24 protein-coding genes and 1 pseudogene are annotated in these 25939 nt (G+C 54.3%); 16 read left to right on the top strand and 9 right to left on the bottom strand.

What is annotated here, in order from left to right:
* Positions 1–235: 235 nt before the first annotated feature.
* Entirely contained in the window at positions 236–649 is a 414-nt protein-coding gene (gene tnpA / locus KDW_RS29340; RefSeq protein WP_151759447.1) for an IS200/IS605 family transposase, read from the bottom strand.
* A 14-nt stretch (positions 650–663) separates the two neighbouring features.
* Between tnpA and KDW_RS36290 the strand changes: the two genes are divergently transcribed.
* Positions 664–1821 (top strand): RNA-guided endonuclease InsQ/TnpB family protein, encoded by a 1158-nt coding sequence (locus KDW_RS36290; RefSeq protein WP_151759446.1) that lies wholly within the window; start codon positions 664–666, stop codon positions 1819–1821.
* A 548-nt stretch (positions 1822–2369) separates the two neighbouring features.
* The gene (locus KDW_RS29330) at positions 2370–2819 is read left to right on the top strand and encodes a hypothetical protein (protein ID WP_151759445.1); all 450 of its coding nucleotides are present in this window, start codon (positions 2370–2372) and stop codon (positions 2817–2819) included.
* Between the two features lie 137 nt (positions 2820–2956).
* Here KDW_RS29330 and KDW_RS29325 read toward each other — a convergent pair whose 3' ends face one another.
* Positions 2957–3715 carry a response regulator gene (locus KDW_RS29325; RefSeq protein ID WP_151759444.1) on the bottom strand — a complete coding sequence of 253 codons (759 nt, stop codon included), beginning with the start codon at positions 3713–3715 and terminating at the stop codon, positions 2957–2959.
* Positions 3716–3717: 2 nt separating this feature from the next.
* On the bottom strand, positions 3718–6471 hold the full coding sequence (locus KDW_RS29320) for a PAS domain-containing protein (RefSeq protein WP_162005726.1): 2754 nt from the start codon (positions 6469–6471) through the stop codon (positions 3718–3720).
* A gap of 318 nt (positions 6472–6789) precedes the next feature.
* On the opposite strand from KDW_RS29320, the gene KDW_RS29315 reads away from it, so the two are divergent.
* The 7 genes from KDW_RS29315 (at position 6790) to KDW_RS33360 (ending at position 11814) form a co-directional block, all read left to right on the top strand.
* Positions 6790–7119: a hypothetical protein gene (locus tag KDW_RS29315; protein WP_151759442.1), complete on the top strand. Its 330-nt coding sequence runs from the start codon at positions 6790–6792 to the stop codon at positions 7117–7119.
* The gene (locus KDW_RS29310; RefSeq protein WP_151759441.1) at positions 7082–7777 is read left to right on the top strand and encodes a Mur ligase family protein; all 696 of its coding nucleotides are present in this window, start codon (positions 7082–7084) and stop codon (positions 7775–7777) included. The genes KDW_RS29315 and KDW_RS29310 overlap by 38 nt, the downstream gene beginning before the upstream one ends.
* Positions 7681–8145, top strand: a complete 465-nt coding sequence (locus tag KDW_RS29305) for a glutamate ligase domain-containing protein (RefSeq protein ID WP_162005725.1) — start codon at positions 7681–7683, stop codon at positions 8143–8145. Before KDW_RS29310 ends, KDW_RS29305 begins: the two co-directional genes overlap by 97 nt.
* A gap of 564 nt (positions 8146–8709) precedes the next feature.
* A complete protein-coding gene (pckA, locus tag KDW_RS29300) occupies positions 8710–10293 on the top strand; it encodes a phosphoenolpyruvate carboxykinase (ATP) (RefSeq protein WP_151759439.1) in 1584 nt (527 codons plus the stop codon).
* A 56-nt stretch (positions 10294–10349) separates the two neighbouring features.
* On the top strand, positions 10350–10994 hold the full coding sequence (locus KDW_RS33370; RefSeq protein ID WP_198925676.1) for a M20/M25/M40 family metallo-hydrolase: 645 nt from the start codon (positions 10350–10352) through the stop codon (positions 10992–10994).
* Entirely contained in the window at positions 10949–11236 is a 288-nt protein-coding gene (locus KDW_RS33365) for a peptidase dimerization domain-containing protein (protein ID WP_198925674.1), read from the top strand. Before KDW_RS33370 ends, KDW_RS33365 begins: the two co-directional genes overlap by 46 nt.
* A complete protein-coding gene (locus tag KDW_RS33360) occupies positions 11188–11814 on the top strand; it encodes a peptidase dimerization domain-containing protein (RefSeq protein WP_198925672.1) in 627 nt (208 codons plus the stop codon). Before KDW_RS33365 ends, KDW_RS33360 begins: the two co-directional genes overlap by 49 nt.
* A 37-nt stretch (positions 11815–11851) precedes the next feature.
* Here the strand turns inward: KDW_RS33360 and KDW_RS29290 are convergent, their stop codons facing one another.
* Positions 11852–12298, bottom strand: a complete 447-nt coding sequence (locus KDW_RS29290; RefSeq protein WP_151759438.1) for a hypothetical protein — start codon at positions 12296–12298, stop codon at positions 11852–11854.
* A 371-nt stretch (positions 12299–12669) separates the two neighbouring features.
* On the opposite strand from KDW_RS29290, the gene fxsT reads away from it, so the two are divergent.
* Complete coding sequence (fxsT, locus tag KDW_RS29285; protein ID WP_151759437.1) at positions 12670–15225, top strand: FxSxx-COOH system tetratricopeptide repeat protein; 2556 nt, start codon at positions 12670–12672, stop codon at positions 15223–15225.
* Positions 15226–15297: 72 nt separating this feature from the next.
* Here fxsT and KDW_RS29280 read toward each other — a convergent pair whose 3' ends face one another.
* Positions 15298–15645 carry a cupin domain-containing protein gene (locus KDW_RS29280; protein ID WP_151759436.1) on the bottom strand — a complete coding sequence of 116 codons (348 nt, stop codon included), beginning with the start codon at positions 15643–15645 and terminating at the stop codon, positions 15298–15300.
* 153 nt (positions 15646–15798) lie between these two features.
* Complete coding sequence (locus KDW_RS29275) at positions 15799–16032, bottom strand: hypothetical protein (RefSeq protein ID WP_151759435.1); 234 nt, start codon at positions 16030–16032, stop codon at positions 15799–15801.
* 446 nt (positions 16033–16478) lie between these two features.
* Between KDW_RS29275 and KDW_RS29270 the strand changes: the two genes are divergently transcribed.
* Positions 16479–17276, top strand: a complete 798-nt coding sequence (locus tag KDW_RS29270; protein WP_151759434.1) for a nucleotidyltransferase domain-containing protein — start codon at positions 16479–16481, stop codon at positions 17274–17276.
* Positions 17277–17429: 153 nt separating this feature from the next.
* Here the strand turns inward: KDW_RS29270 and KDW_RS29265 are convergent, their stop codons facing one another.
* On the bottom strand, positions 17430–18332 hold the full coding sequence (locus KDW_RS29265; protein ID WP_151759433.1) for a LysR substrate-binding domain-containing protein: 903 nt from the start codon (positions 18330–18332) through the stop codon (positions 17430–17432).
* Between the two features lie 275 nt (positions 18333–18607).
* Here KDW_RS29265 and aceA point away from each other — a divergent pair.
* From aceA to KDW_RS29240, 5 genes and pseudogenes are all read left to right on the top strand, one after another.
* Positions 18608–19881, top strand: a pseudogene (gene aceA / locus KDW_RS35490) (isocitrate lyase).
* A gap of 116 nt (positions 19882–19997) precedes the next feature.
* Positions 19998–21587, top strand: a complete 1590-nt coding sequence (aceB, locus tag KDW_RS29255) for a malate synthase A (RefSeq protein WP_151759432.1) — start codon at positions 19998–20000, stop codon at positions 21585–21587.
* Positions 21588–21857: 270 nt separating this feature from the next.
* On the top strand, positions 21858–22211 hold the full coding sequence (locus tag KDW_RS29250; protein WP_151759431.1) for a hypothetical protein: 354 nt from the start codon (positions 21858–21860) through the stop codon (positions 22209–22211).
* Between the two features lie 158 nt (positions 22212–22369).
* Positions 22370–23224 carry an alpha/beta fold hydrolase gene (locus KDW_RS29245; RefSeq protein ID WP_151759430.1) on the top strand — a complete coding sequence of 285 codons (855 nt, stop codon included), beginning with the start codon at positions 22370–22372 and terminating at the stop codon, positions 23222–23224.
* Positions 23225–23450: 226 nt separating this feature from the next.
* Positions 23451–24584 carry a 1-aminocyclopropane-1-carboxylate deaminase/D-cysteine desulfhydrase gene (locus KDW_RS29240; protein ID WP_151759429.1) on the top strand — a complete coding sequence of 378 codons (1134 nt, stop codon included), beginning with the start codon at positions 23451–23453 and terminating at the stop codon, positions 24582–24584.
* Here KDW_RS29240 and KDW_RS29235 read toward each other — a convergent pair.
* Together KDW_RS29235 and KDW_RS29230 are read right to left on the bottom strand one after the other, a co-directional pair.
* Positions 24553–24840: an antibiotic biosynthesis monooxygenase family protein gene (locus KDW_RS29235; protein WP_151759428.1), complete on the bottom strand. Its 288-nt coding sequence runs from the start codon at positions 24838–24840 to the stop codon at positions 24553–24555. The two genes, KDW_RS29240 and KDW_RS29235, sit on opposite strands and share 32 nt — an antisense overlap.
* Positions 24841–24956: 116 nt before the next feature.
* Positions 24957–25679 (bottom strand): helix-turn-helix domain-containing protein, encoded by a 723-nt coding sequence (locus tag KDW_RS29230; RefSeq protein ID WP_151759427.1) that lies wholly within the window; start codon positions 25677–25679, stop codon positions 24957–24959.
* Positions 25680–25939 lie beyond the last annotated feature (260 nt).

Raw genomic sequence — 25939 nt, 5'->3', positions numbered from 1 at the left:
ACATGCCATTACAAGCATCTAGACAAATCATCAAGCATACAGTATAGTTTGGTTGGGGCAGGTCGATCAATACCTGTCCGACAAGACATTCATCTACGCCAGGTACCTGAATGCTTCAAAACGCTCTGGTCTTAAACAATCGGTGCGGGAAGTCCCTCCCCGTTTAGGGGGAGGGATGAAAGCACTGTTCCTTGTTTGGTAGATAGGGTGGTGGGGCACCCAGGAGGAAACGTTCTCACGTGCCCTGACACTCCTGGATGTACCGTTTGATGACTTCTGCCGACACGTTGCCTGCTGTGCCCACATAATAGTTGCTCGTCCAAAGATGTTCCTTTCCACACATCTTTTTGAGTTTGGGGAACTGCTCGCGCAAGGAGCGTGATGAGTACCCTTTGAGCACATTCGCTATCAATGCCGGGCTGAAACGTGGTGGAGCGCTCACAAACACATGAATGTGGTCTTCGTCCGTCTCCAATGCAAGCAACGTGAGTTCTTGCCGCTGGCAGCACTCCTCTATCAACCGTTTTGTCTCTTTTTGTATCTCCCCCGTGAGAATACGGCGTCGGTACTTGGGAAGCCATATCAGATGGTAAGCAATCGAGTAGCGGGCATATCTGGTTTTACCCACTTGTAAACTATTTTCATCCATGCTACAATTTTACCATGAAAACGGTGAAAATATATCAACTGAATCACCTATCGCCCAGACAATTCCAACACTGCAAAGCTGCCCAAATGGAAGCCGCGCAGGTCTGGGATGCGTGTATGGAGGCACACAAAGCGGCCCGTCTCACCCATGCACCATGGCCGGGTCGTGATGCGTTGCAGAAAACCACCAAAGGGCGTTTCGCCTTGCATAGCCAATCGGTTCAGATGATCGTCGCCGCCTTCCTCGCCAACATCGAGACGACCCACAAGCTTCGTCAAAGTCATCCCCATATGCAGATGAAATACCCATGGCGCACCAAACGCTTCTACCCAGTCAAATGGCCTGCGCAAGCTGTCTCCAAAGAGCATGGCCGGGTGGTGCTGCCGATGGGCAAGCATCGCCCTTCCCTCGTTCTGCTCATTGATCTGCCCGAAACCAGTGGTGCGTGTAGCCTCGTGTGGAATAACGGCTTCGAGCTGCATGTCTGCGTAGAGATAGCACAAGCGGAAAAGGCTCCCGGCACTGCTCAGGCCACAGTAGACCTCGGCGAGATCCATCTGGCAGCTGTCACCACCAATACCGGAGCGGCGATGATCGTCACCGGGCGCGGCATTCGTTCGCTCAAACATCTCAGAAGCAAGCAGCTCGGGAAAATCGCGAAGAAGCAATCCCGCTGCAAAAAGTATTCTCGTCGCTGGAAAAAGTTGCAGCGAGCCAAAAACAAACAGTGTCGTCGATCTGAGCGGCGTATTCGCGACGTGCGACACAAAGCGACTCGCCAGGTTATCGACTTCTGTGTTGAGCACCAGGTTGGGACCCTCTTCATCGGCAATCCTCATGGCGTTCGTGACAAAAACAATGGGAGACACCACAATCAGCGGATGGCTTTGTGGGAGTATGGCAAGGACATTGACTATCTCACGCACAAAAGCAAGGCTGCTCACATCATGAGCTTCAGCGGCTCCGAACGAGGAACATCGAGCCGCTGTCCTGTATGTGGGCATAGACACAAGCCCAAGGGAAGAAATTGGGCGTGCCGACACTGCCAGTTTTCCGGGCATCGGGACCTGGTGGGTTCGGTCAATATGCATCAACTCAGCTTTGGTTTTGCACGTGACGTTTCCTCGTTCCTTCACGTATCTACGTCCGCCTGGCTCGTCCAGGCGAAGTAGTAGGAGGGCAGACACGCCCCAACGTAGTCTAAAGCAAGAAACCGGCCCAACCACGTATCGCGGATACGCTCTCCTCGGAGACAGGCCAAACCGGTGACGTGGCTTAGAAGCCCGTCCCGTTTACGGGACGTGGAGTGTCACTTATCCAGCACAAGCTTATTTTTGCATGCCAAAAACGTCATCATATATGGTGAGACCTGAATAGAATTTATGGTAATTCTATAGGGAGAGAAAAAAAATTATGTCTACGCGCAAAACGCAATCTATACGCAACAGCCTATACTTTGGAGCTACCCTGTACGGTATCTTGTTCGTGTTCGCCTTAATCTTTATCGGCTACAGAATCTTTTCAGGCTCGCTAACTCCCAACCCCACGCCCCCCTGCCATAATTACACGGTCGGACAGAAAACACCTGAGCCATCACCATATGTGCTGAATTCCAAAACTAAACAGACCGTCATCTGCCACAACGGACACTAACACGGCGTACCGGCAGCGCTGGTCGCTAATACGTTTCGGTTAGCGAGACATTGAGAGATGGTTCGACGTGACCAGCAAGCACTGTGTACGTGGAGAGGGCGCCACACGCGGAGGCCGCACTGCTCCGTTTGCGCAGGCCAGCGTGCAAGCACGACTTCGCAGTGCTGTGGCGCCTCCAGGGATCGTGGGTGCCGTGGCCTGCTCGCGCAGCCACGTGGTGGGTGAGCGCGTGGATCCTCCCCGTACCTTCTCGAAGAGGATCACGACACAGGATCCGTCTCGGTGGAGGCGCCACAGGCATGCGCTGCTCGTTGAGCCCCTCGCTCCACGATCACGCCGCATGCTGGCCTCCGCGTGTGGCGCCCTCTCGACGTATGATCCGCTGCTTTTCTCCACCATGTTTTTTATGGTCACAAAAGGGCTCTTGCTCATGCGCGAAGAGGTCGCAGCGACCAGCGCTGCCGGTACGCCGGGATCCTTGCTCAGGCGGCCACTGGAGCAGGCATGCTTGCTATGAAAGTGCACGCTCGTGGCGTTTGGATACTACTTGAATAGCACCGTCCTGAATTATTTTTGTAGATACAAACAGAGAGCCAGCTGATAAAACATACTCTAGCTGGCTCTCTGTTTGTGCCTTTTTATAGCTGTTCCGGTTCAGCTCAGGCTTTTTTCGCTGTCGGGCGGGGGCACATAGTAGCCGACGCCGAGCTCGTTGCGCAGGAAGCGCGGCTGCGAGGGATCGGGTTCGAGTTTGCGGCGCAGGTGGCGCATGAAGGTGCGCAGGTAGGTGTTTTCACCACTATAGTCGGGACCCCAGACGCGCTGCAGCAGCTCGCGGTGCGTGAGGACCTTGCCGGCGTTGCGCGTAAGTTCACTGAGCAGGTCGTATTCAGTGGGAGTGAGATGAACCTCGTGGCCGCCGGAACTGACATGGCGGCGCGCGAAGTCCACCACGAGCCCTTTTTCACCACCACAGCGGTAGAGCGCACGCTGACCATCTTTACCGCTGGCACTATTTCTGAGCCGCTCGGTCTCGTCGGCACGGCGCAGGGCGACGCGCACACGGGCTAGCAGTTCGTTGATGCTGAAGGGCTTGGTCAGATAATCATCAGCCCCGACATCCAGAGCCTTGATCTTAACGGGCTCCTCGTCGTGCGCGGAAAGTACGATGACCGGCGCGCTACTCCACTCGCGGAAGCGACGCAGGAAGCTGAGTCCATCCAGGGAGGGCAGGGAGAGATCGAGCAGGACCAGCTGGGGCTGGAAGATGGCGGCCAGATCAACAGCCTGGGCACCATCACGCACGGCCTGGCTGTGGTAGCCACGGGCCTTGAGCTGGGCAAGGAGGAAGGTGCGCATCTGTGGATCATCTTCAACACAGAGGATGCGCGCTTTTTTTTCGCTGGTAGACATGGTTACGACTCCCCTCTACTAGAGGTGGCGGGTGCTGGCGCAATTGGACGCGTGAGCCGGCGCTTACCTTTAAACACTGGTAGCGTAAAGGCAAAGGTTGCGCCATGGCCAGGACGACTGTTGACCTCAAGCTGGCTACCATGGGCCTCGATAATACCACGGCTGATATAGAGTCCGAGCCCGGTAGCGGGACTCCAGCGCGTGGCTTTCTGACGTGGGTCGCGTTCCGGCTGGCCCGGTCGCTTGCTGGAAGGACGACTCAGGGCGGCAAAGGTACTGAAGCGCGTAAAGAGCGTGTGCCGCTGCTCCTGACTGATGCCGGGTCCATGGTCCGTGACAGAGATCCTGATGCTATGAGGCTGCAGGCGAGCCCCATAGGTGATCGCTTCAGCGCTCAGTTGCACGGCATCTCCGGCCGGCGCGTAACGGAAGGCGTTGCTGAGCAGATTGGTGAGGACGCTGACCAGCAGCTCATAATCTCCATAGACAGCCGGCAATGGATCGGGCACCTGGATCCGCAGGGTCGCGTTGGAGGAGCTGATCAGGGCTTCCAGGCGCTCCTGAATATCTTCGAACAGCTCGGGCAGCAGGATCGGCTCACGCGCCAGTCGCAACGCGCCGGCCTCGACACGCGAGGCATCCAGGAAATGATTGATCATCCCGACCAGTCGATCTACCTGCTGGTCGGCCGTCTGCAGGTAATCATATTGTTCCTCACTACTCCAATGCAGATCCGGGGCCAGTAGCGCACTCAGGTGGGCGCGGATATTGGCCAGCGGCGTCTTGAGCTCGTGGGCCATCGTGGTAAAGAAATCCTCACGTGTGCGCTCTAATAACTTGATATGCGTAATGTCCTGGAAGACCAGAATGGCGCTCTCGATACTACCGTCCACACCGCGCAAGGGAGCGGCATTAAAGAGCAGGTAGATAACCTGACCGTCGCTCTTCTGTAAGTGCAGCTCGGCCTCGCTGCTCTCCCCCTGCTTGAGCGCAATCGCCAGCGGCTGCTCTGCATAGGGCACTGGATTGCCGCTATGGTTATACATAGGCAGGAACTCCAGGAGCTGCTCGCAGTCTTGATGAATGGCCCGCAACAGAGCCTCGGCTGGATCATGTTCCGGCGAGAGCTGCACGCCGATATGCTGTAAGACCTCGACGGCCTGCCGATTGATGACCGAGATCGTGTTGTCTGCGGCCGCCACCAGCATGACCCCGATCGGCAGGCGTTCAAGCAGTACTGTCATACGCGTGCTAATAGTGGCCTGGGCCTCCTGAGCCTCTTGCAGCGCCTGGTTACGCTGCTTCAGCTCGGCAGTACGCGCCACCACCTCGGCCTCGACACGTTCACGGTCCGCCACCTGCACGGTCACATCATGATAAACGATAATAAAAGCAAAGATCTCACCCAGCTCATCCCGGATCGGTGTATAAGAGATCTGGATACTATAGGCGGCCCCATCGGCACCAATCAGCTTGACTACATCCTTATGGCCGCTCAGGGCGCGACGCTCCAGATCCTCGATCACGTTGGTCGTAGGCCAGGGCGTCTGCTGCCAGCGAGCCAGGCTCTGCCCGAAGGCCGTCAGCAAGCTCTCCCCAATCATGGACTCATTCCAACCCAGCAGGTCACGAGCCGCCTGGTTGACATCGGCCACCCGCCAGTGGGGATCCACCAGGATCACGCCATCGGGCATGGCCTGCATGATATTTTCCTTCTGCCGTACGTTCCGACTGGCTGTGCGCGCCAGCCGCTCAATGCGCCGGAAGAGCCGAGCATTCTGGATGGCCAGTCCGGCCTGCTGCGCGAACTGCTCCAGCAAGGCCACCTCTTCGGCCGGAAAACCACGGGCACGCAAATGATAGACCTCGATCGTCCCAAAGACCGTGCTCTGCTGACTACCATCCAGGACAAGTGAGACCGGATCATCGCTATGCGGCTCAAAAATCGGCACACACAGCACTGAGCCCGGCCGATGAGGCTCGCCCAGATGATTGAGAAAAGGGAAAGCATACTGCGGTGTCCTGCTGGTATCGGTGATAATGCGCGTCCGATGCTCACGTGCCACGCTCTGCAACAGGATCCGGTCATCGACAAGCGCTTCCCACTGCTGCGAGACCTCATGCAGACCGAGCTGTGCCACCACCCGAGCGCGCCGGGGCACCTCAGGACTCTCCAGGAGCGTCTCCTCCAGGTCTGCCAGGCGCGGCTCAATGGCCGGGACCGAGTTGTCGAGCAGCACGATGGCGCAGCGCTTGGAGCCAAAGGTTTCCTGCAACACATGCAGAATACGTTCCAGCACCAGCGGCAAGGACGCAGGACCAGCCAGGGCCGAGGAGATCGCGTGTACGGCCTGGATGTGCAACCGGGCACGCACGGCCTCGGTGATATCTTCAAGTGAGACCAGCAACTGCGCTGGTCGTTGCGACGACGGGCGGTACTCAATATTGATGCGCCAGTAGGTGCGCCCACGGATCTCCAGGAAACCCTCAAAGGGCACCTCGGCCAGCTCGATACGCTGACGCGTGTCGGCGACCTGTTGCAGGAGTGGCAGAATCGCCGTCTGCACCGACAGTGGCAAGACCTCCTCAGCGGTACGTCCGACAAGCTGCTGCCGTTGCCAGAGCGCCGCCAGCAAGCTCTGTAAATAGGGATTCACATAGCGGATCGCGAAATTCTGCGTATCCAGCAGCGCCATACCGATCGACATCGTACCGAGAAGATATTCAAGTTGTTCACCGTATCCAGAATCCATCATCGTACTATTTTCTAGATACCAGGAGTGGTACCATTTGTTATTATTTAAGACATTGATGTATGCTGGCTGCGCTATCATTTCTGCGTCATACTATAAAGAAAAAGAATACTCCTATAGGATCGTATTGTATTTCTAGAGTAAAATGGTAGAAGCCCCTTTACATTATATATTTTTAGCATGAGCAGTGGGCGTCTGGTTTTACGGCTTCAACATTATTATACCTTGTTTTTAGCGCAGTGTCCTGGCAGAATGTTTGTATCTGCGTAAAGATTCTGTTATGATGCAGGCTGAAATCTTTGGAAACTGAGGACATTTTTGATGGATTTGCGTGGCAAACGAGTTCTGGTGATGGGGTTAGGCTTACAGGGTTCGGGGATGGCGTCGGCGCGCTATGCGGCCCTGCAGGGTGCGCAGGTGCGCGTGACGGATATGAAGTCGCCCGAGGTCCTGGCCCCCAGCGTCGAGGCCCTGGCTGGCCTGCCGATCGAGTTTATTCTGGGACAACATCGCGACGAAGATTTTCGCTGGGCGGAGATCGTGATTCGTAATCCAGGCGTCCCTGGACATCCCCTATATTCGCCTGGCCCAGGAACATGGGGCCCGCATCGAGATGGAGATCGCGCTCTTCTTCCTGGACTGTCCTGGTAAAATCATTGGTATTACCGGCACCCGTGGCAAGACCACGACCGCCAGCCTGATCTACGAGATCCTGCGTGCCAGCGGTGCCCATACCCTGATCGGCGGCAATGTCGCTGGCGTCGAGACGCTTTCCCTGCTATCCCAGATCACCCCCGAGACGCTGGTCGTCTTAGAGCTATCCAGCTGGCAACTCGAAGGCCTGGCCCCGCACAAGATAAGTCCTCAGCTCGCGGTCATGACCAATGTCTATCCCGACCACCTCAACACCTATAACGGGATGGAAGATTATGCCGAAGCCAAAGCCAACATCTTCCGCCATCAGAAAGCTAGCGACCTGGCCGTTTTTAACTATGATAATCCCTGGACGCGCCGCTTTGGCAACGAAGCACCCGGCCAGACCACATTCACCAGCCTGGAACGCGGCGGCAGCTTTGTCCGTGGCTCCGAGCAGGTCGAGCCCTTCACCTTTACCGAGACCCCATGGCCGGTCGGCACAACCTGGAAAACATCCTGCTCGCCACCACCACCGCCCGCTTACTCGGTATCTCAGATCAGGTCATCGCGGACAGCGTGCGCCGCTTCAACGGCGTACCCCACCGCCTCGAACAGGTCCGTGAGCACAACGGCATCCGCTACATCAACGACAGCGCCAGCACCTCACCCGTAGCCGGCCAGGTCGCCCTCGAAGCCTTCAGCGGACCCATCGTGCTCGTCGCGGGAGGCAACACCAAGCACCTGCCCCTGGAACAATGGCCCCAACGCATCATCGAGCGTTGTCGGGACGTCATCCTGCTCGCTGGTAGTGGCACAGACGAACTGCTCCCGGCCATCCAGCAAGAAGCCGAACGTCAGGGCAGCAGCAACCCTGTCCGTGGCACCTACACAGATTACCAGCAAGCCCTCGCCGCCGCTCAGCAGCTCGCCCGACCCGGAGACACCTACCTCTTCTCCCCCAGCTTCACCAGCTTCGGCATGTTCCTCAACGAATTCGACCGCGGCGACAAATTCGTCGCCTACGTCCGCAACCTGCCGTAGGTTCGAGGCTTGCCTCGATTTCTCTCTGGCCAAACACGATTCCGTATCCCGTAGGTTCGAGGCTTGCCTCGATTTCTCTTCCCACCACAAACCCAGGCATTATCGGGGGCGAACATAATCGACCTCAAGGGTCGAACCTACGGCGTCGTTTTTGGCCGGCGGTTATCAAAGGCGTCGTTTTTGGATGGGGTTGATTTGCTTTTATGATTTGATCTGCTATATAATAAAAAGAGCTTTATGCTAATTGATAGGCTTTTTATTAATAATCCACGACGGCAAACATCTTATACACCTGCAGCGACCCGCTTCGTTGTGGGCTACAACCATGTGCGTCCATGTCTTCTTTTCGTGACGTTCAAAGTACTGAACAGAAGGCCTGGGACGATATATTCGAATGATCTACAATCAAATGTATTTTATAGTTTGGGTTGCACATATGGCGTATGTTTGTTAAACTAACGGTTGTTCGGGGTTGACGCGTTGGAAGAAGTTCATCGATAGAGCTTCGCACCATTGGAGTTGAGGACAGCGCGATTATAGAAAAACCCTAGAGGAGTATGTGTTATGACGATGATGATGAGCAGGAAGGCCCTGGAAGAGTACGGGTTGGTCAATTTAGGCACCATTAACTGGAATCTCTCCCCTGCTGTACTGATCGAGCATGCATTGACCCGGCAAGAGGGAAAGCTGGCTAGCAATGGAGCCTTGAGCGCAACAACGGGAGCTCACACAGGCCGCTCACCAAAAGATAAATTTATTGTTTCTAATGAAGAGTCCACGGAACGCATCTGGTGGGGCGAAAACAACCATCCGATGACACCTGAGACTTTTGAGATTATTCGTAGAAGTCTCGCCGATTATTTACAGGGTCGGGATGTGTATGTGCTGGATGCCGCCGCTGGCGCCGATCCACAGTACCGCATGCCGATTCAGGTGATTACTGAACTGGCCTGGCATAATCTGTTTGCTCGCCAGCTCTTCTTACGCGCCACAGAACACGATCAGACCAGTGATACACCCGGTTTCACGATTCTTTGTGTCCCGCATTTCCGCACCAATCCCAAAATCCATGGAACCAGATCCGATGCCGCTATTATAATCGATTTTAAAGAACGCCTGGTTCTGATTGCGGGTACCGAGTATGCGGGCGAGATGAAGAAATCCATCTTCACGGTCCTGAACTTTATCCTGCCAGCTAAGGGCGTTTTGCCTATGCACTGTTCCGCGAATATCGGCGCAGAAGGCGATGTGGCGCTCTTCTTTGGACTCTCTGGCACCGGCAAGACGAGTCTCTCGGCCGATAGTAGTCGCCAGTTGATCGGTGACGACGAGCATGGCTGGGGCGAGAACGGCGTCTTCAACTTCGAGGGTGGCTGCTACGCGAAATGTATCAACCTCTCCGAAAAATATGAGCCACAGATCTGGAATGCGGCCCGCTTCGGCTCCGTCTATGAGAACGTGGTCCTGGATGACAAGACACGTGTCCCGGATTACGCCGATTCCTCATTGACCGAGAATACGCGTGTGGCCTATCCTGTCGATTATATCGATAACGTGGTCATGTCAGGTATGGGCGGACATCCTAACGCCGTGATCTTCCTGTCGGCGGATTCCTTTGGCGTCCTGCCTCCGATCTCACGGCTAACAACCGAGCAGGCCATGTACTATTTCCTTTCCGGCTACACCAGCAAGCTGGCCGGCACCGAATCAGGAGTCACCACACCACAGGCGACCTTCAGCTCCTGCTTTGGCGCAGCCTTCCTGCCGCGCAGACCAGGAGAGTACGCCAACCTGTTGCGCGAGCGCATCGAGAAGCACCAGGTCCGCTGCTACCTGATCAACACCGGCTGGACCGGAGGACCCTATGGCATCGGATCGCGCATCAACATCAACTATACCCGTGCCATGGTCCGAGCAGCCATCAGTGGCGAGATCGACAAGGCAGAAATGGTTGCCGACCCTGTCTTCGGCTTCGAGGTCCCAACCTACTGTCCCGACGTTCCCGCGTCCGTCCTCTCGCCCCGCAACACCTGGGACGATCAGGAAGCCTACGACAAGCAGGCGCACAAACTGGCCAATCTGTTCAAAGAAAACTTCGAACAATTCGACCAGGTCAAAGACGCCCTCAAACACGCCGGCCCTCGTTAGGCCCGTACCGGCAATCATCCGCGGCTACGCCCCATTCACCTGAGGCGAGCCGCCTTTTGTTTTTTAGATTGATATTTTTCGATATCTCTGCTATAAAGAAAAGAAAAACAGCAGAAGGAATCACTATGCTCTCACATGACACAATCCGGCAGGCGGTCGCTCAGGCCATGCCAGCCACGCTCGAAGATCTGGCCAGACTGGTCGCGATTCCCTCGATCGCAACCGATGGCTTCCCGAAAGAACCTGTCGTCGAGGCCGCCCACATGACGATGGATATCTTGCAGCGCGCCGGCTTTCAGGCGCTCCGTCTGCTGGACCAGCCCACCGGCTATCCCGCCGTCTATGGCGAGATCCCTGGTCCGGCGGGAGCTCCAACGGTGCTGCTCTATGCCCACTATGATGTCCAGCCCGCGGGCAATGTCGAGGAGTGGCGGACACCACCGTTTACGCTGACCCCAGGAGAAAATGGACGCCTCTATGGTCGCGGCGCGGCAGATGATAAGTCGGGCATCGCCATCCATGTGGCGGCGATCCGCAGTCTGACGGGCCAGTTGCCGGTCAATATCAAGATTATTGTCGAGGGCGAAGAAGAGTTTGGCAGTAGCCTCGAAGCCTATGTGTCGGCGCACCCGACTTATTTCAAGCCGATGTGGTGGTGGTCGCCGATGGCGGCAACGATCGGGTCGGCGAGCCGATCCTGACCACCAGCCTGCGCGGCATGGCCTCGGTGGTCGTCGAGGTACGCAGCCTGAAAGGACAACTGCATAGCGGCGGCTTTGGCGGACCCACGCCCGACGCGCTGGTCGCCTTGATCCGCATCCTTTCCACCCTGCACGACGACAACGGCAGCATCGCCATCCTGGACTCCAGGGCCAGCCCTGGCATGGTAGTGAGGTGCCGGAAGAAGTGTTCCGCTATGTCGCTGGCGTCCTGCCAGGAGTAGATCTGGTCGGCACCGGCTCTATCGCCAGCCGCCTCTGGTCCAACTACGCCATCAACGTCACCGGACTTGACGCCCCCGCCGTCACCGGAGCCCGCAATATCCTGATCGACGCGGCCCGTGCGCGGATCAGCCTGCGCGTCCCACCCGGACACAGCGCCAAAGACGCCCTGGCCATCCTGACCCGTCATCTGGAGTCCGTCGCGCCATGGCACGTCCAGCTTAGCTTCTCGGAACAAGATACAGGTGAAGGACACGCCATGGCCACCGATGGTCCAGCCTATCAAGCGGCCCGCGCTGCTATGCTCACCGCCTATGGCAAAGAAGTCGGTGAGACCGGTAGCGGCGGCTCCATCCCCGTCATCAACACCTTCGCCCACGTCATGCCCAAAGCCGAAATACTCATCTGGGAGCCGAAGACGCCGCCGCCGACGTACACGCCCCCAACGAAAGCGTCGACCCCCAGGAAATCGAGCGCGCCGCCCTCGCCGAAGCCATCTTCCTGGCCTCGCTGGGTCAATCATAGCCACAGATATCTGCTCTCTTCGATTGTTGAAACACACAAACCGACCCTCTCCTGATAAAAGGAGAGGGTCGGTTTTTTAGACGTTTCCTGGTTTACAACGAGGGAACGAGTTTGACAGAATTGAGTGGAGTAAAGTCAGTCTGCGCTGAAGTACCGGCGGCGACATACCATGGGCAAGTTTTACCATAAGAATCGGTGCACAGCCAGAACGGCGCGCCACCAGTCTGGTTGTTGTAGATGTAATGGTTGCCATACTGATTATAGAGTTTGTAGGTGCCATAGTTGTAGTAGGTATTCGATGGATGATCGCCATTCCAGCCCGCATTCTGTGGATAAATACAGGCATATCCCACCGGACATCCATGAACCGTCCCGGCCGCTGGCCTTACGATATTATGTGTAGTAGCCTGCGAGGCTACCGAGGGAGCATGCGTAGCTGCATAAGCATGGCCGGTTCCACTATTGAACAGAACCATCGCACAGAGCATCAGCATCATAAGCGCGCTGATCGCCAGGTTTTTTCGTGAGAAGAAATGCATGTTTTTCCTCCTGCATAACTCACTAAATGGTACTAGAATGTAGTTAACGCGATGTACAAATGCTTCATATGAGAGACTTATATTTCTTCGTATTGATGCACATTTACTACTTTTCTTCAATCAAGATAGTAGTTTTATTGGCTTCAATTTAAGCATCTTACGATTTAGAACGATTCGTCCATCGCTTTCTTTATTATGCTCTAAAATGAGCTATTTCACCACGACAGAGACACGACAATCTAACGACACTTTAGTGTTTTAAGATATGATATCAGAGATGGTGAGATTTTTATAGCTACAAACGTATTTATACATGTACAGAAACAACAATCGGGAATTATCTGCTGGTTGCGAGCAGCTTTCCCTGGCTAATGGGAGTATTGAATGGAATCAACACCCAGGACAGATGCTATTTCTTTAGGCCAACGTTTGCTGGCGGCACGCTTGTATGCCAATCTTTCGCAGGAGGCACTGGCGGAGGCGATGGGTGTATCGCGAGGAGTATTCAGCGCTGGGAGCGCGATCGAGCCGTTCCACAGGGACAATCACGTGAATTGCTCTGCCAGGCATTGCACATCTCACCTGAAGACCTCTTTGGCAGTAGAAGCAGCATCCGCGTGCCGTCCGCTGAGATACCCTGGTGCGTACCATATCAGCGCAATCCTTTTTTTACCGGACGCGAAACTCTACTCAACCACTTGCATACGATCCTTTCCCGACAGAGAAACGCGACCCTTACCCGATCCTGCGCATTAAGTGGTCCGGGGGGCATCGGAAAAACACAGGTGGCCCTTGAATATGCCTACCGTTATGCGCAGGACTATACGGCGATGCTCTGGGTAGGAGCAGAAGAACAAGAAACGCTTATCTCCAGTTTTATCTCTATCGCGACATGCTTACAACTACCCGCCAGCCAGCAGTCAGATCAAAACAAGGTGGTAGCCGCCATGAAAAACTGGCTCGATACCCACTGCGATTGGCTTCTGGTGCTGGATAATGTTGAAGACCTTGAGATGCTGAAAGAGTTTTTGCCGACAGCCAATCGCGGTACCCTGCTGCTGACCACACGGCGCTACACGGTTGGTACGCTGGCGCTGAGCATAGAAGTACCGCAGATGTCGCTGGAGGAAAGTGTGCACTTCTTGCTGGGGCGCGCAAGACGCATCAATCCTCACGCACCATTCAACGCCCAACTTGATCATAGACCAGATGTAGCGACAGCACATCTGCTCGCGGAAGCTATGGGGGGATTGCCACTGGCACTTGATCAAGCTGGCAGTTATATAGAAGAGACTCAATGCAGCCTGGAAGATTTTCTGCACCTGTTCCAGGACTCACCGCTACAAATGCTCAGAGAACGCAATGTATATGCCGACCATCCCTTCTCTGTTGAGCGCACCATTCATCTCTCTCTTGAGAAAGTGCGTCCAGGCTCGCCCGGAGCTATCGATGTCCTGACAATCTGTAGCTTCCTTGCCCCGGATGCGATTCCAGAACGTTTACTCACCGAAGGATTTTCCTGCCTGGGGCCAACCTCACAAACAGTCTTGACCACACCCAGAAAATTCAATGCGGCGCTCAAAGAATTACTAACCTACTCGCTCATTCGCCGTCACGGTCAGACCAAAACGCTGACGATCCATCGCCTGGTACAAACCACACTCAAGGCAGGACTAGAGGAGAGCGTGCGTCAGCGCTGGGCTATGCACGTATTCGAGATGGTAAATCAGGCATTCCCTACCGATCAGACCTCTATGGAGGTCTGGCCGTGGTGCGAGCAACTGCTGCCGCATGCTCTGTTCCTGATCCGACAGAGTGACGAGGAAACGTGCGCTCCCGCGACACGTTACGCCTTACTCACGAAAACAGCCAGCTATCTTGCACAACGCGAACAGTATGCTAAGGCCGAAACACTCTATCAGCAGGCCCTGCTGCTCCTGGAACAGACACCTGAAGCTCTGGATGTAGATGTAGCTACGCTGTTGAACGATATCGCAGATATTAAACGCAAACAGGGAAATTACGCTGAAGCTGAAATGCATTATCAGCGTGCGTCAGAACTCTATCAACAGATGCCCCCGTCTGATAGCGTACAAGCTACCCGGCCCTTATGCGGTCTGGCCTGCCTCTTGACCGAGTTTGGTCGTTATGAAGAAGCCGAGCAACTCTTTCGACGTATTCTTCACGAACGAGAACAGGCCCTGGGCTCAGAGCATATTGATCTCGCCTTGCCGCTAGAAATGTTCGCAACGTTGTGTTTCAGAGCTGAAAAATATTCAGAGTCCCGCGAGCTTGCGCAGAGATCGCTCAGATTGCAAGAACAGGTAGTTGGACCTGACCATCCCTGCCTGTCTACGGTGTTGTGTACTCTAGCACTTAGTTCTTGCGCGCAAGGTCGACTCAATTCACAAGAAACCCAAGCGTTATTACTCAGAGCGATCGCCCTCCAGGAAAAGGCCCAGGGGGTAGAAACAGCTGAACTTGCAGCGCTCCTTAACAACCTTGCTGCTGCTTATATCGCAACAGGAAGATATAGCGAAGCCGAAACATTACTACAGCGCGCATTGCATATCCAGGAACATACATGTGGTACAGAAACGTTCCGCTTCGCTTTTTTTCTGGACACACTGGCAATGCTGTACTTCAAAATGGGAAAGTATAGCGAAGCTGAAACAAGCTATCTGCGCGTACTCCAACTATTCGAGCAGCTATCAGATGCAACTCATCCTGCCATGCGCTATCCCCTCACCGGACTGGCCAATCTCTATGTCAGACAGGGAAAATATCAGGAGGCGCATGAGCTCCTGCAACGCATTGCATCACTATCTGAGCAAAACAACAAAACAGAAGCCACAGTAGTTCTTTCCCCATTACCCGCTATAGATACGAAAACACTTAACCTCTTCGGCTTCACCTGGTCAGAATAACCAAAAAGAACGCCAGGTATATCCCTAACAACTAAACAATTGGGGATATACCTGGCGTAGAGAGCACGACCCTTAGTCGTTTTCAAGCCCCTCTTGAATGACCTCTTTATTGGGGTGGACCGAGAAGAGCAGCAACGGCTCATCACCGGTATTCTTAAACTTGTGCGGCGTATTGGCTGGCGCTACCACCACATGCCCGGCACTGACTTTTAGAGTCTCATCCCCCACCGTAAACGTCGCCTCACCTCTGTGCAAGACAAACACCTCTGGATATGGATGGACATGCAGACTGGGGCCACCGCCCGGCACCGAAGCTACCTGAAACACCGACACCGGTAGATCATCCCCATATGCCTGCCCCTGAAACAAACTGGCAGTCGCATTAAGCTTCAATGCTTCATTTGAAACAGTATACGCCATAATTGATTCCCTTCATGCAATTACATATCAATAAAGCGAGTATACCATTAGAGTGGAGACGTTAAAAGATCCATTTTCAACCACATTCAGGATACCATTATCCCAAAAAGGAGAGCCACTCCCCGTAGCGACAGCCTTCGCGGCCAATACGTTTCACTTAGCGATACGTTGAGAAATGGTTCGACGTGACCAGCAAGCAAGGTGTACGTGGACTGGGCGCCACACGCGGAGGCCGCACTGCTGCGTTTTGGCAGGCCAGCGTGCTCGAACCACGCGCAGTGCTGTGGCGCCTACACGGGTACGGATCGTGTGGGCCGTGGCCTGCTCGCGCAGCAACGTGGTGGGAGAGCGCGTGGATCCGACCAGTACCTTCTCGGAGAGGATCACGAAACAGGATCCGTCTCGGTGTAGGCGCCACAGGCATGCGATGCTCTTTGAGCACCTCGCTCCACCATCACGCCGCATGCCGGCCTCCGCGTGTGGCGCCTTCTCGACGTACGATCCGCTCCTTTTCTGCACCATGTCTTTTCTTGCCACATCATCGCTAAGTGAAACGTATTAGCCTTGAAGGCCGCAACCAGTTCCCCATCGAGCGTAGCCAGCCCCCCCTCGCTAACACCTCCCTCCACGCCTCGCTCCACCACAACCTCTGGTATTGAACTTGCTAAAGAGTTCATCATCTACCATAATTGAATAATCATGTAGAACAGGTATATATAAAAATCGACGATACCGCAGACGAACTGGCTGGAGGTGCCCACGAACGTATCGTCTGGCAAGGGAGCGCTGAAGGATAGATAAAATCAGCCTGAAAAGTTCGAAGGGAAATAATTATGATCGATCAAGTGGAACAACTCTATACCAGGGCCGTCCAGGCCTTTGCGGCCGAGCCAGAGGTGTCTGAAATTGGTCTGTTTGGCTCGTATGCAAAAGGGACGCATGATCGCTATTCTGATATCGATTTGCATGTTGTCTCACAGGACTTTGATACAACTATGAACCATCTGGCGGCTTGCCTCGCGCATATCGGACAGGTGCTGGTGGCTTTTCCGCTGACCGCTCGCGTAGGCTATGCCGCTTATGTGGTGCTATTTGAGGATTATTCCCCCTATACCAAACTGGACCTCAGCATAGCTGATACAGCCAATAACCTGCCTTTTGCCGATACCACCTGTGTATATCACACAGAAACAATATCACCAGCCACGGCCAGTACCTACCAGCCTGCTCGCTTTGCAGAGCCCCTCAATATATTGTATGACTCCTACCTCGGAGCGCTTCGCTACATAAAGTATCGCCAACGCTGGCAACATTTCAGCGCCTACAAGTTTTATCGAGCACAACTCGATCGCCTGCTGGTCATGTGCTATCACGATATAAGCAACGCTGATACAGTAGAACGTTTAGGTATCCTGGAATACCAACACCTGGATAAACATAGCGCCAGCACAAACATGCAGCGTTACCTGTATCCTGAAAATGCGCAAATGATGGATAGGCTCTACATCGATCTGCTAGAAATGCAGACACGCACACTGCAGCCAGCAGACCATCCAGACCACCAGAACATCTTTACCATGATCCTTGCATTTCTGGCATCGGAATCGCGATCAGGAACGGAAATGATTTAAAATATTGTAGCATGCTCATCAAAGGCAAAAATAGACACGACACGTAGGTTCGGAGCTTGCCTCCGATTTCTGCACCCCCAAGAGATCCTTCATGATATTCGTATTTCGGTTGGCTTTGATGGCGGCCGGACCAATCGGAGGCAAGCTCCACACCTATGTGGGGTCGACGGCGTGTTGTAATAAAAAGTGTTTGAAGACGCGGGCGGTGGCGGATAGGTTTTTGTCTTCGAGGTGGACCAGGAACCAGTGGCGCATGATGGGAAAACCTTCAACGCTGAGCATGACGAGCCGCCGGGTCTCCAGTTCCATGTCGATAGCCACACGGGAAATAAGGCCGATGCCGAGTCCGGCGGCTACGCTTTGTTTGATGGCACTATTGTTACCAACTTGCATGCTTACCTGGAGCGGTAGGCCGGCGGCCTGGAAGGCTCCTTCGAGCGCGGCCCGGGTGCCGGATCCGGTTTCGCGCAGCAGGAAGTGTTCACGGGCCAGGTCGGTCATGGGTACATTGACGCAGCCGGCCAGGCGATGGGTGGTGGGCGCAATCAGCACCAGTTCGTTGGGGGCGAAGGGCGCGGCATAGACGGGTGTCTCGGTAGGAATTTTGCCCATAATCACCAGGTCGACACGGTTGTGGAGCAGGTCGTCAAGCAGATAGCCACGGTTCACGACTTCCAGCGTAATCTCGACATGCGGATAAATCTGCCGAAATTTTCCGAGCAGGGCAGGAATCACATAGGTGCCGACCGTGGTGTCAGCTCCGACACTTAAACGGCCATACTGCGGACTGCGCAGAGACTCCATCGTCTCCATGGTTTCGTCGATTAAAGCTGAAATTTTCTGCGTGTAGCGATACAATTCCTGGCCCGCTTGCGTTAAATGCGTCTTGCGGCCAATCTTATCGAAAAGCTTGAGTCCCAGCGTCTCTTCGAGCTGACGGATCTGGGCCGAGACCGCCGGCTGACTGAAATGTAATTCTTCAGCGGCCCGCACATAGCTACAATGTTTCGCTACTACTTGAAAGGTTGCCAGTTGATGAAGATTCAGATTGCGCATTCCCCTTGCTCCTTTGCAAAGAAACGATAATCGTACAGTATAGCTTATTTACAGACTATTTTGCTAGCGTTTACTAAAATGTTAGCTGGCTACACATATAAGCGTTTACTTATGCTATACCTCAGTACTTGTGAACTCAAATCCTAGTTCTTTTGCTGCTTTTCCAGGTATCCTTTCTAGTAGGTAACACGTAGACACTGTGGTCTACAAAAAATGTACGCACGATCTTTTATGATCTGCGCTGGTTCATTGCCGGGAAAGGAACACACATCATGATGAAACGTCAACATGCCGTCGAATTGTCAAATGCCTGGGAGACAGAGGAGCGCTGGCACGGAGTCAAGCGTCCTTATAGCGCGGAAGATGTTTTGCGATTACAGGGCACACTCCAGATTGAGCATACACTGGCTCGCCGGGGTGCGGAACGGCTCTGGGAGCTCCTCCATAGTGAATCATATGTGGCGGCCCTGGGTGCGCTCACCGGCAATCAGGCGGTACAGCAGGTAAAGGCTGGCCTTAAAGCTATTTATCTTAGTGGCTGGCAGGTTGCCGCAGATGCCAACCTGGCCGGTCAGATGTATCCCGACCAGAGTTTGTATCCCGCTAATAGCGTGCCGCAGGTTGTGCGCAAGATCAATCAGGCCTTCCAGCGCGTCGATCAGATTTATCATTCAGAAGGCAAGGACGATATTGATTGGTTTGCCCCATTATCGCCGATGGCGAGGCCGGCTTTGGTGGTCCTCTGAACGTCTTTGAGATGATGAAGGCGATGATCGAGGCAGGCGCGGCCGGCGTCCATTTTGAGGATCAGCTGGCCTCCGAAAAGAAATGCGGCCACATGGGTGGCAAGGTCCTGATCCCAACGCAGACCGCGATCAAGCATCTGGTGGCCGCTCGCTTTGCCGCCGATGTCCTGAACGTCCCAACCCTCCTGTTTGCTCGCACGGATGCTAACGCCGCCACCCTGATCACCTCCGACATCGATCCAGTCGATCATCAATTTCTGACCGATGAGCGCACCCACGAAGGCTTCTACAAGATCCGCAACGGACTGGAGACCGCGATTGCTCGTGGGCTGGCCTATGCTCCCTACTGCGATTTGATCTGGTGTGAAACCTCTGAACCAAATATCGAAGAGGCCCAGCGCTTCGCCGACGCAATCCATGCACAGTATCCCGACCAGCTCCTCGCCTATAACTGTTCTCCATCCTTCAACTGGCGCAAAAAACTGGAGCCCGACGCCATCGCGGAATTCCAGCAGCGACTCTCAAAGATGGGCTATGTCTTCCAGTTTATTACGCTGGCCGGTTTCCATGCCCTGAACCAGAGTATGTTTAAACTGGCCCTCGACTATAAAGATCGTGGCATGAGCGCCTATTCAGAGTTGCAGCAAGAGGAGTTCGCATTAGAAGCTAAGGGCTATACCGCCACCAAACACCAGCGCGAGGTTGGTACCGGCTATTTCGATGAAGTAGCCAAAGTCATCTCCGGCGGACAATCCTCCACCACTGCCCTGACCGGCTCAACCGAAGAAGGCCAATTCCACTAATATATGTTGAGCGCGACTCGCGTTGCCTGCCAGCTTCTAGCATTGCTGGAGCTGGCAGGCAACGCGCATACACCATAAGCAGAAAGGATGGAGGGCACTATGACCACCCATCAACGATTAATTATGCACCGGGTATTGAGATCAAGGCCGCGATCTCCCCGGCCTTTGCGGAAATCCTGACTCCTGAGGCCATGACCTTTATCGCCAGCCTGGTCCGCGCCTTCGGCACGCGTCGCGAAGAACTCCTGGCGGCCCGCGCCCAACGCCAGCTTGAGCTCGATGCCGGAAAGCTACCTGATTTTCTCCCTGAGACCGAACAGATCAGAAACGGAGACTGGACCGTCGCGCCGATTCCGGCGGATCTCCAGGATCGCCGCGTCGAGATCACGGGTCCGGTTGAACGTAAGATGATTATTAACGCGCTGAACTCGGGCGCATACGGCTTCATGGCTGACTTCGAGGACTCCAATACCCCGACCTGGGAAAACACGATCCAGGGACAGATTAATCTGCGCGATGCTATCCGGCGCACGATCAGCTTTACTAATCCCGATGGTAAAACATATCAACTGAAGGACAAGACCGCGGTCCTGATGGTGCGTCCACGCGGCTGGCACCTGCTAGAAAAGCATGTGCTGATTGACGGCCAACCAATCTCAGCAGGCATCTTCGATTTTGGCCTGTATGTCTTCCATAACGCCCAGCAACTGCTGGACAATGGGAGCGGCCCCTACTTCTATCTCCCCAAAATGGAGAGCCATCTTGAGGCCCGACTCTGGAATGACATTTTCGTACTGGCCCAGCAGCTCCTCAGTATTCCACAGGGCACGATTAAAGCGACCGTGCTCATCGAGACTATTCTAGCAAGCTTCGAGATGCACGAGATCCTCTATGAGTTGCGTGAACACGCAGCCGGACTCAACTGCGGACGCTGGGATTATATCTTTAGTGTGATCAAGAAGTTCCACCATAATCCTGATTTCATCCTACCGGATCGTGCCGAGGTCACCATGACCACACACTTTATGCACTCCTACTCGCTCCTCACAATCCAGACCTGCCATCGGCGTAATGCCCATGCCATTGGTGGTATGGCGGCTCAGATCCCGATCAAAAATGATCCCACCGCCAACGAGACCGCCCTGGCGCGGGTACGAGCCGACAAAAAACGCGAGGCCAGCGACGGGCACGATGGTACCTGGGTCGCCCATCCAGGTCTGGTACCGATTGCACTCGAAGAATTCAATGCCCTGATGCCACAGGCCAACCAGGTACAGCGCAAACGGGAAGATGTCCACGTCAGCGCCGCCGACCTGCTCCAGATGCCCGCTGGTAGCATCACCGAAGCCGGACTGCGCAACAACATCAGCGTCAGCCTGCAATACCTGGAAGCCTGGCTGCGCGGCAACGGCTGTGTCCCCATCAACCACCTGATGGAAGACGCCGCCACCGTCGAAATCTCGCGTGCCCAGATCTGGCAATGGATCAACCATCCCGGCGGTATCCTCAACGATGGTCGCCGCATCACCATCGACATGTTCCGCCAGTTTCTCCAGGAAGAACAAATACGGCTCCAGGACAACATCGGCAGACAAGAATATGCCGCACGCCCATTCACCGCCGCCGGCACCATCCTTGACCAGATCATTAGCGACAAAAACTTCATCGAATTCCTGACCATCCCCGCCTACGCCTACATCGCCTGAACAAACAACCCATCCTAAGCGCTGCCGTAGCGGCAGCGCTTGTCGCTACAACCTGTCGGCGTACCGGCAGGTCTTGCACCCATAGGCACCAGGGCCAATACGTTTCGTTGAAGCACTTTTGTGGTTGCAAAAGCTGTTGTAAAAAAAAGCAGCGGATCGTCCGTCGAGTGGGCGCCACACGCGGAGGCCGGCATGCGGCGTTCTCGTGGAGCGAGGTGCTCAACGAGCAGCGCATGCCTGTGGCGCCTACACCGAGACGGATCCTGTTTCGTGATCCTTTCCGCACCGGTACGGGGAGGATCCACGCGCTCTCCCACCACGTTGCTGCGCGAGCAGGCCACAGCACACACGATCCCTGTAGGCGCCACAGCACTGCGCGTCGTTCTTGCACGCTGGCCTGCGCAAACGCAGCAGTGCGACCTCCGCGTGTGGCGCCCTCTCCACGTACACCTTGCTTGCTGGTCACGTCGAACCCTCTCTCAACGTCTCGCTAACCGAAACGTATTAGCGCTGGTCGCCAATGTCGATCAAGTCTGGCGTAACCTGTTCTTCCATTTATTGATGCCTTTCAAGTATATAAGTTTCACTGTAACAGCATTTACGGACGTGGGCAGCACACTCTAATACGTTCAACTTAAGCAACGGTTAGCGACCGATGCGACGTAGATTTTACGCTGAGGTTCTTCAGTTCCAGCTGCAAGCTAGCTATATAGGGTCGTTCTTAACCGCTTATGCTGTTATCATACTAAGAGTGTGAAAGATAAAGCGAAAGGAATAACACTATGGCAAATACAGAAAATGTGCAGACGGGCTTTGCCGATGTGAACAACACAAAACTATATTATGAAGTGGCCGGTACAGGGCATCCATTCATTCTCATACATGGACATCTGCTGGATAGAAGATCATGGGACGATCAGTTCGCCGTCTTCGCTCAACAATACAGGGTTATCCGCTATGATCAGCGCGGCTTTGGCGATTCTGGGTTGGTTACCGGGGAGAAGCCTTATTCCGCGCGCCAGGATCTCTACGAATTGATGAAATTCCTGGGCATCGAGAGCGCCTATCTGATGGGAGTCTCTGGAGGAGGCGCGCTGGCAATCGATTTTACACTTGAACATCCTGAGCTGGTAGATGCGCTAATCCCTGTCACAGCAGGAGTCAGCGGATTTCAGCCATCCGAAGAAATGATGAAAGATCATCCAGTTGTGGCGCGTATGTATACCAGCCTGAATGACGCATTTGAGCAACACGATATCGCACGAGCAGTTGATATCTCACTAGATTTATGGACGGATGGACCAGGCCGACTTCCGGCGCAAGCGGCTCCCGATGTGCGCGAACGGGTGCGCGCAATGACCACGCGCAACTGGGAACGTCCAGATGAGGAGATCCAGGATCAGATGCACCCAATCCCGTTAGAACCACCTGCCATTGAACGTCTATCAACGATTGCAGTACCAACGCTCATCATTCTAGGAGCGTTGGATGTACCCAATCCGCTTGAGCACCTAGCAGCCGAGATACCCGCTGCCAGAAAGATCATTATGGCAGACACAGCGCACCATCCCTTTATGGAGAAACCAAGCGAGTTCAACCAGATTGTACTGGATTTCCTGGGTTCGCTAAAACCATAGCCAACATCCAAGCCACCGTAGGTTCGGGGCTTGCCCGATTGGTTCCCCCAAATCAACCTCTCCGATCAAGATCACGTAGAACAAGGCATATAGCAGGTTGCTCATGGTTAAGGGAGGATAGAATAAAGGGAGTTAATCGACCGCAAGGGTCGAACCTACATTTTCGACTCCATTGTTATTTTGATGGTTGGCCGGGCTATATTATATATAAGGAGCGAGAAAAGAGATGCAGAAGTCACTTGAAGCTGCGCTGGAGGAGTATCCACGCGTCTCGCTGACTCGTTTGCCGACGCCGCTGCAGGCTTTGCCTACGCTGAGTGCAAGGCTCGGACCACAGCTCTGGATGAAACGCGATGATTTGACGGATCTGACGCTGGGTGGCGATAAGCCGCGTAAGTTGGAATATGAAGTGGCACGCGCACTGGCGCAAGGAGCTGATACGCTGGTGACCTGCGGCAGCGCCCAGAGCAATCACGCACGCCTGACCACAGCCGCTGCGCGCAAGGTTGGTATGGATTGCGTAGTTATTCTGAGCCGCGATCAATACCAGGCCATCCAGGGAAACCTGCTGACCGTGTACTTGATGGGGGCGCAGGTCCATCTCGTCGAGGCCGCCAGCCACTGGGATCTACAACCTGCCGTTGATGATGTCTGCCAGTCACTGCTGGCACAGGGAAAAAAGCCCTATGTGATTCCTGTTAGTGGCACCACTCCACACAGTTGTCTGGGCTATATTCGCTGCGGGCTGGAGATCGCACAGCAAGTTGAGGAACAGGGTATCCAGCTGGATGCGATCTATACACCGTTTGGTACGGGTGGCATCTTCACAGCATTGCTGCTGGCACTACGCGAAAAGGGCATCACCTGTCCTTTGATCGGTATCAGCGTCAATCAAAAAAAGGCCGCCTGCTATCAAAAGATGGAAATATGGTGGACCGAGCTCTGCCGTCTGCTTGAGCGCGATCCGCAGCGGGCGCGAGGCGTATTTGAGATACATGACGAGTTTGTTGGCCGTGAATATGGCGATCCAACTGAAGCATGCTTAGATGCCATTATGCTGATGGGGCAGACCGAAGGTATTCTGCTGGATCCTGTCTATTCGGGAAAAATGCTGTCGGGCTTCCTGGCCCACCAGGCCGCTGGACGCTGGTCACAGCAGCAGACGATCCTGCTACTCCACTCGGGTGGCGTACCGCCCTCTTTGCTTATACCGACGCCATCGCGGCTCATCTCAAGAAACGGGGCCTGGATATCCCCCGCTAATCATCAAAGACAGATCCGGGACAATGAGAATTGGCTCCGCTACAAACATAGCGGAGCCAATCTGCTCAGGAAAGCACCTGGCCGTTATAGTAGGTGACTGATCCGGGCTGGGAATCTTCGCGGCTGGCACCACCATGATGCTGCTTGAACAGATCATTTTTGGTGTACTCGTCAAGATCCTCTTTGCTTTCCCAGCGTGAGATCGCCAGGAGGCTGTTGTCGTCGGCAGTCCAGAGCTCAAGGCCCAGGAAGCCTTTGAATTGCTTCATGCCTGGCGCGGCATGCTCAAAACCTTTGATCACCATTGGCTGTTTGTCGGCAGGTACGTTAACTTTATTGACAGCAATAAACATGAATATATTTCTCCTTGATTTTTTTAGTCACAATTGACTACTCTTATTTAAGCATACCTGACAACATTTAGTCAACTTCGATTAAACGAAAATAATTAATCCTGCCGGCTCCCCCTTTAGAGCAATGGAAGCCCCATCACCAATGGTGGATCAGTGAGGCGCGGGGGCCGCAACGTGAGATCCGGGATACCAGAAATGTGGCCTTTGTGGATCATCAGTGGACTTGAGTTTTTGGCCACCAGCATTTTTTCGCCCGGAGAGAGATATTTCTGGGGATCATTGGCGAAGGGAAACGCGGCCGACAATAAATAATAGGCACCGTCTGGCACATTGGGGATCTGATAGAAACCGGGGGCATAGAGCTTGGTACACCTGATCGGTGCGCCCTGCGGCAGAGAACGGTGAAAGAGACCAATATAGATTTCGCCCTGAAAGCTGGCAGGTGCGGTGACATAGCCCTGCAAGGTCGATGGCGTACTGATCACATTCTGTTGTCGGTCAACCGGTGGTCTGGACACACGCATTTCTTTATCCAGCGGCTCCAAATCAAATTCATGGGCACGCTGGCGCAACTGGCGTGGAGACGCACCGACCGCCTGGGCGAAACGGGACGTAAACGAGCTGGTACTGGTATAGCCAACCTCAAAACAAATATCGGTAACGCTGAGCGGGGTCGTCAAAAGCAAGCGGCGAGCCGTCTGGAGGCGGAGCGCGGACAAAAATTCGCCGGGGGGAATACCAATCATCCGCCGAAAGACGCGGTTAAAATGATAAGGGCTCAAGCAGGCGACCGAGGCAAGATCTGCCAGCGTCAGTAGCTCGTGAAGATGGGTATGCATGACCTGGATAGCACCTGAACCGCCTGTGTATGTGCGGCAAAGGTCACATGGCTCTCTATGTCCTCAATGACAACAGGTGACATTGTTTGCATGATGGTCCTCTCCTCTACAATTAAGCTTCTACCCTCCTTATTCTTTTTGACCCCCACCATAAACGGTAATCCAGGACCACCAAATTGCTAGCTTTGTTTTCCAGTTGATAATCGACACAGCACGTTCCAGTGAATACCTGTTGAAGTGTTTGATAAACATATGTAGAT

The organism is Dictyobacter vulcani (assembly GCF_008974265.1).
GTDB classification, from domain to species: domain Bacteria; phylum Chloroflexota; class Ktedonobacteria; order Ktedonobacterales; family Ktedonobacteraceae; genus Dictyobacter; species Dictyobacter vulcani.
This window is presented reverse-complemented; position numbering and strand designations above follow the sequence as displayed.

Bases quoted from the DNA above. Each gene is read 5' to 3' on its own strand.
- tnpA (WP_151759447.1), bottom strand. From the start codon at position 649: ATGGATGAAAATAGTTTACAAGTGGGTAAAACCAGATATGCCCGCTAC.
- KDW_RS36290 (WP_151759446.1), top strand. From the start codon at position 664: ATGAAAACGGTGAAAATATATCAACTGAATCACCTATCGCCCAGACAA.
- KDW_RS29325 (WP_151759444.1), bottom strand. From the start codon at position 3,715: ATGTCTACCAGCGAAAAAAAAGCGCGCATCCTCTGTGTTGAAGATGAT.
- KDW_RS29320 (WP_162005726.1), bottom strand. From the start codon at position 6,471: ATGATGGATTCTGGATACGGTGAACAACTTGAATATCTTCTCGGTACG.
- KDW_RS29315 (WP_151759442.1), top strand. From the start codon at position 6,790: ATGGATTTGCGTGGCAAACGAGTTCTGGTGATGGGGTTAGGCTTACAG.
- KDW_RS29310 (WP_151759441.1), top strand. From the start codon at position 7,082: ATGGAGATCGCGCTCTTCTTCCTGGACTGTCCTGGTAAAATCATTGGT.
- pckA (WP_151759439.1), top strand. From the start codon at position 8,710: ATGACGATGATGATGAGCAGGAAGGCCCTGGAAGAGTACGGGTTGGTC.
- KDW_RS29290 (WP_151759438.1), bottom strand. From the start codon at position 12,298: ATGCATTTCTTCTCACGAAAAAACCTGGCGATCAGCGCGCTTATGATG.
- fxsT (WP_151759437.1), top strand. From the start codon at position 12,670: ATGGGAGTATTGAATGGAATCAACACCCAGGACAGATGCTATTTCTTT.
- KDW_RS29280 (WP_151759436.1), bottom strand. From the start codon at position 15,645: ATGGCGTATACTGTTTCAAATGAAGCATTGAAGCTTAATGCGACTGCC.
- KDW_RS29270 (WP_151759434.1), top strand. From the start codon at position 16,479: ATGATCGATCAAGTGGAACAACTCTATACCAGGGCCGTCCAGGCCTTT.
- KDW_RS29265 (WP_151759433.1), bottom strand. From the start codon at position 18,332: ATGCGCAATCTGAATCTTCATCAACTGGCAACCTTTCAAGTAGTAGCG.
- KDW_RS29245 (WP_151759430.1), top strand. From the start codon at position 22,370: ATGGCAAATACAGAAAATGTGCAGACGGGCTTTGCCGATGTGAACAAC.
- KDW_RS29240 (WP_151759429.1), top strand. From the start codon at position 23,451: ATGCAGAAGTCACTTGAAGCTGCGCTGGAGGAGTATCCACGCGTCTCG.
- KDW_RS29235 (WP_151759428.1), bottom strand. From the start codon at position 24,840: ATGTTTATTGCTGTCAATAAAGTTAACGTACCTGCCGACAAACAGCCA.
- KDW_RS29230 (WP_151759427.1), bottom strand. From the start codon at position 25,679: ATGCATACCCATCTTCACGAGCTACTGACGCTGGCAGATCTTGCCTCG.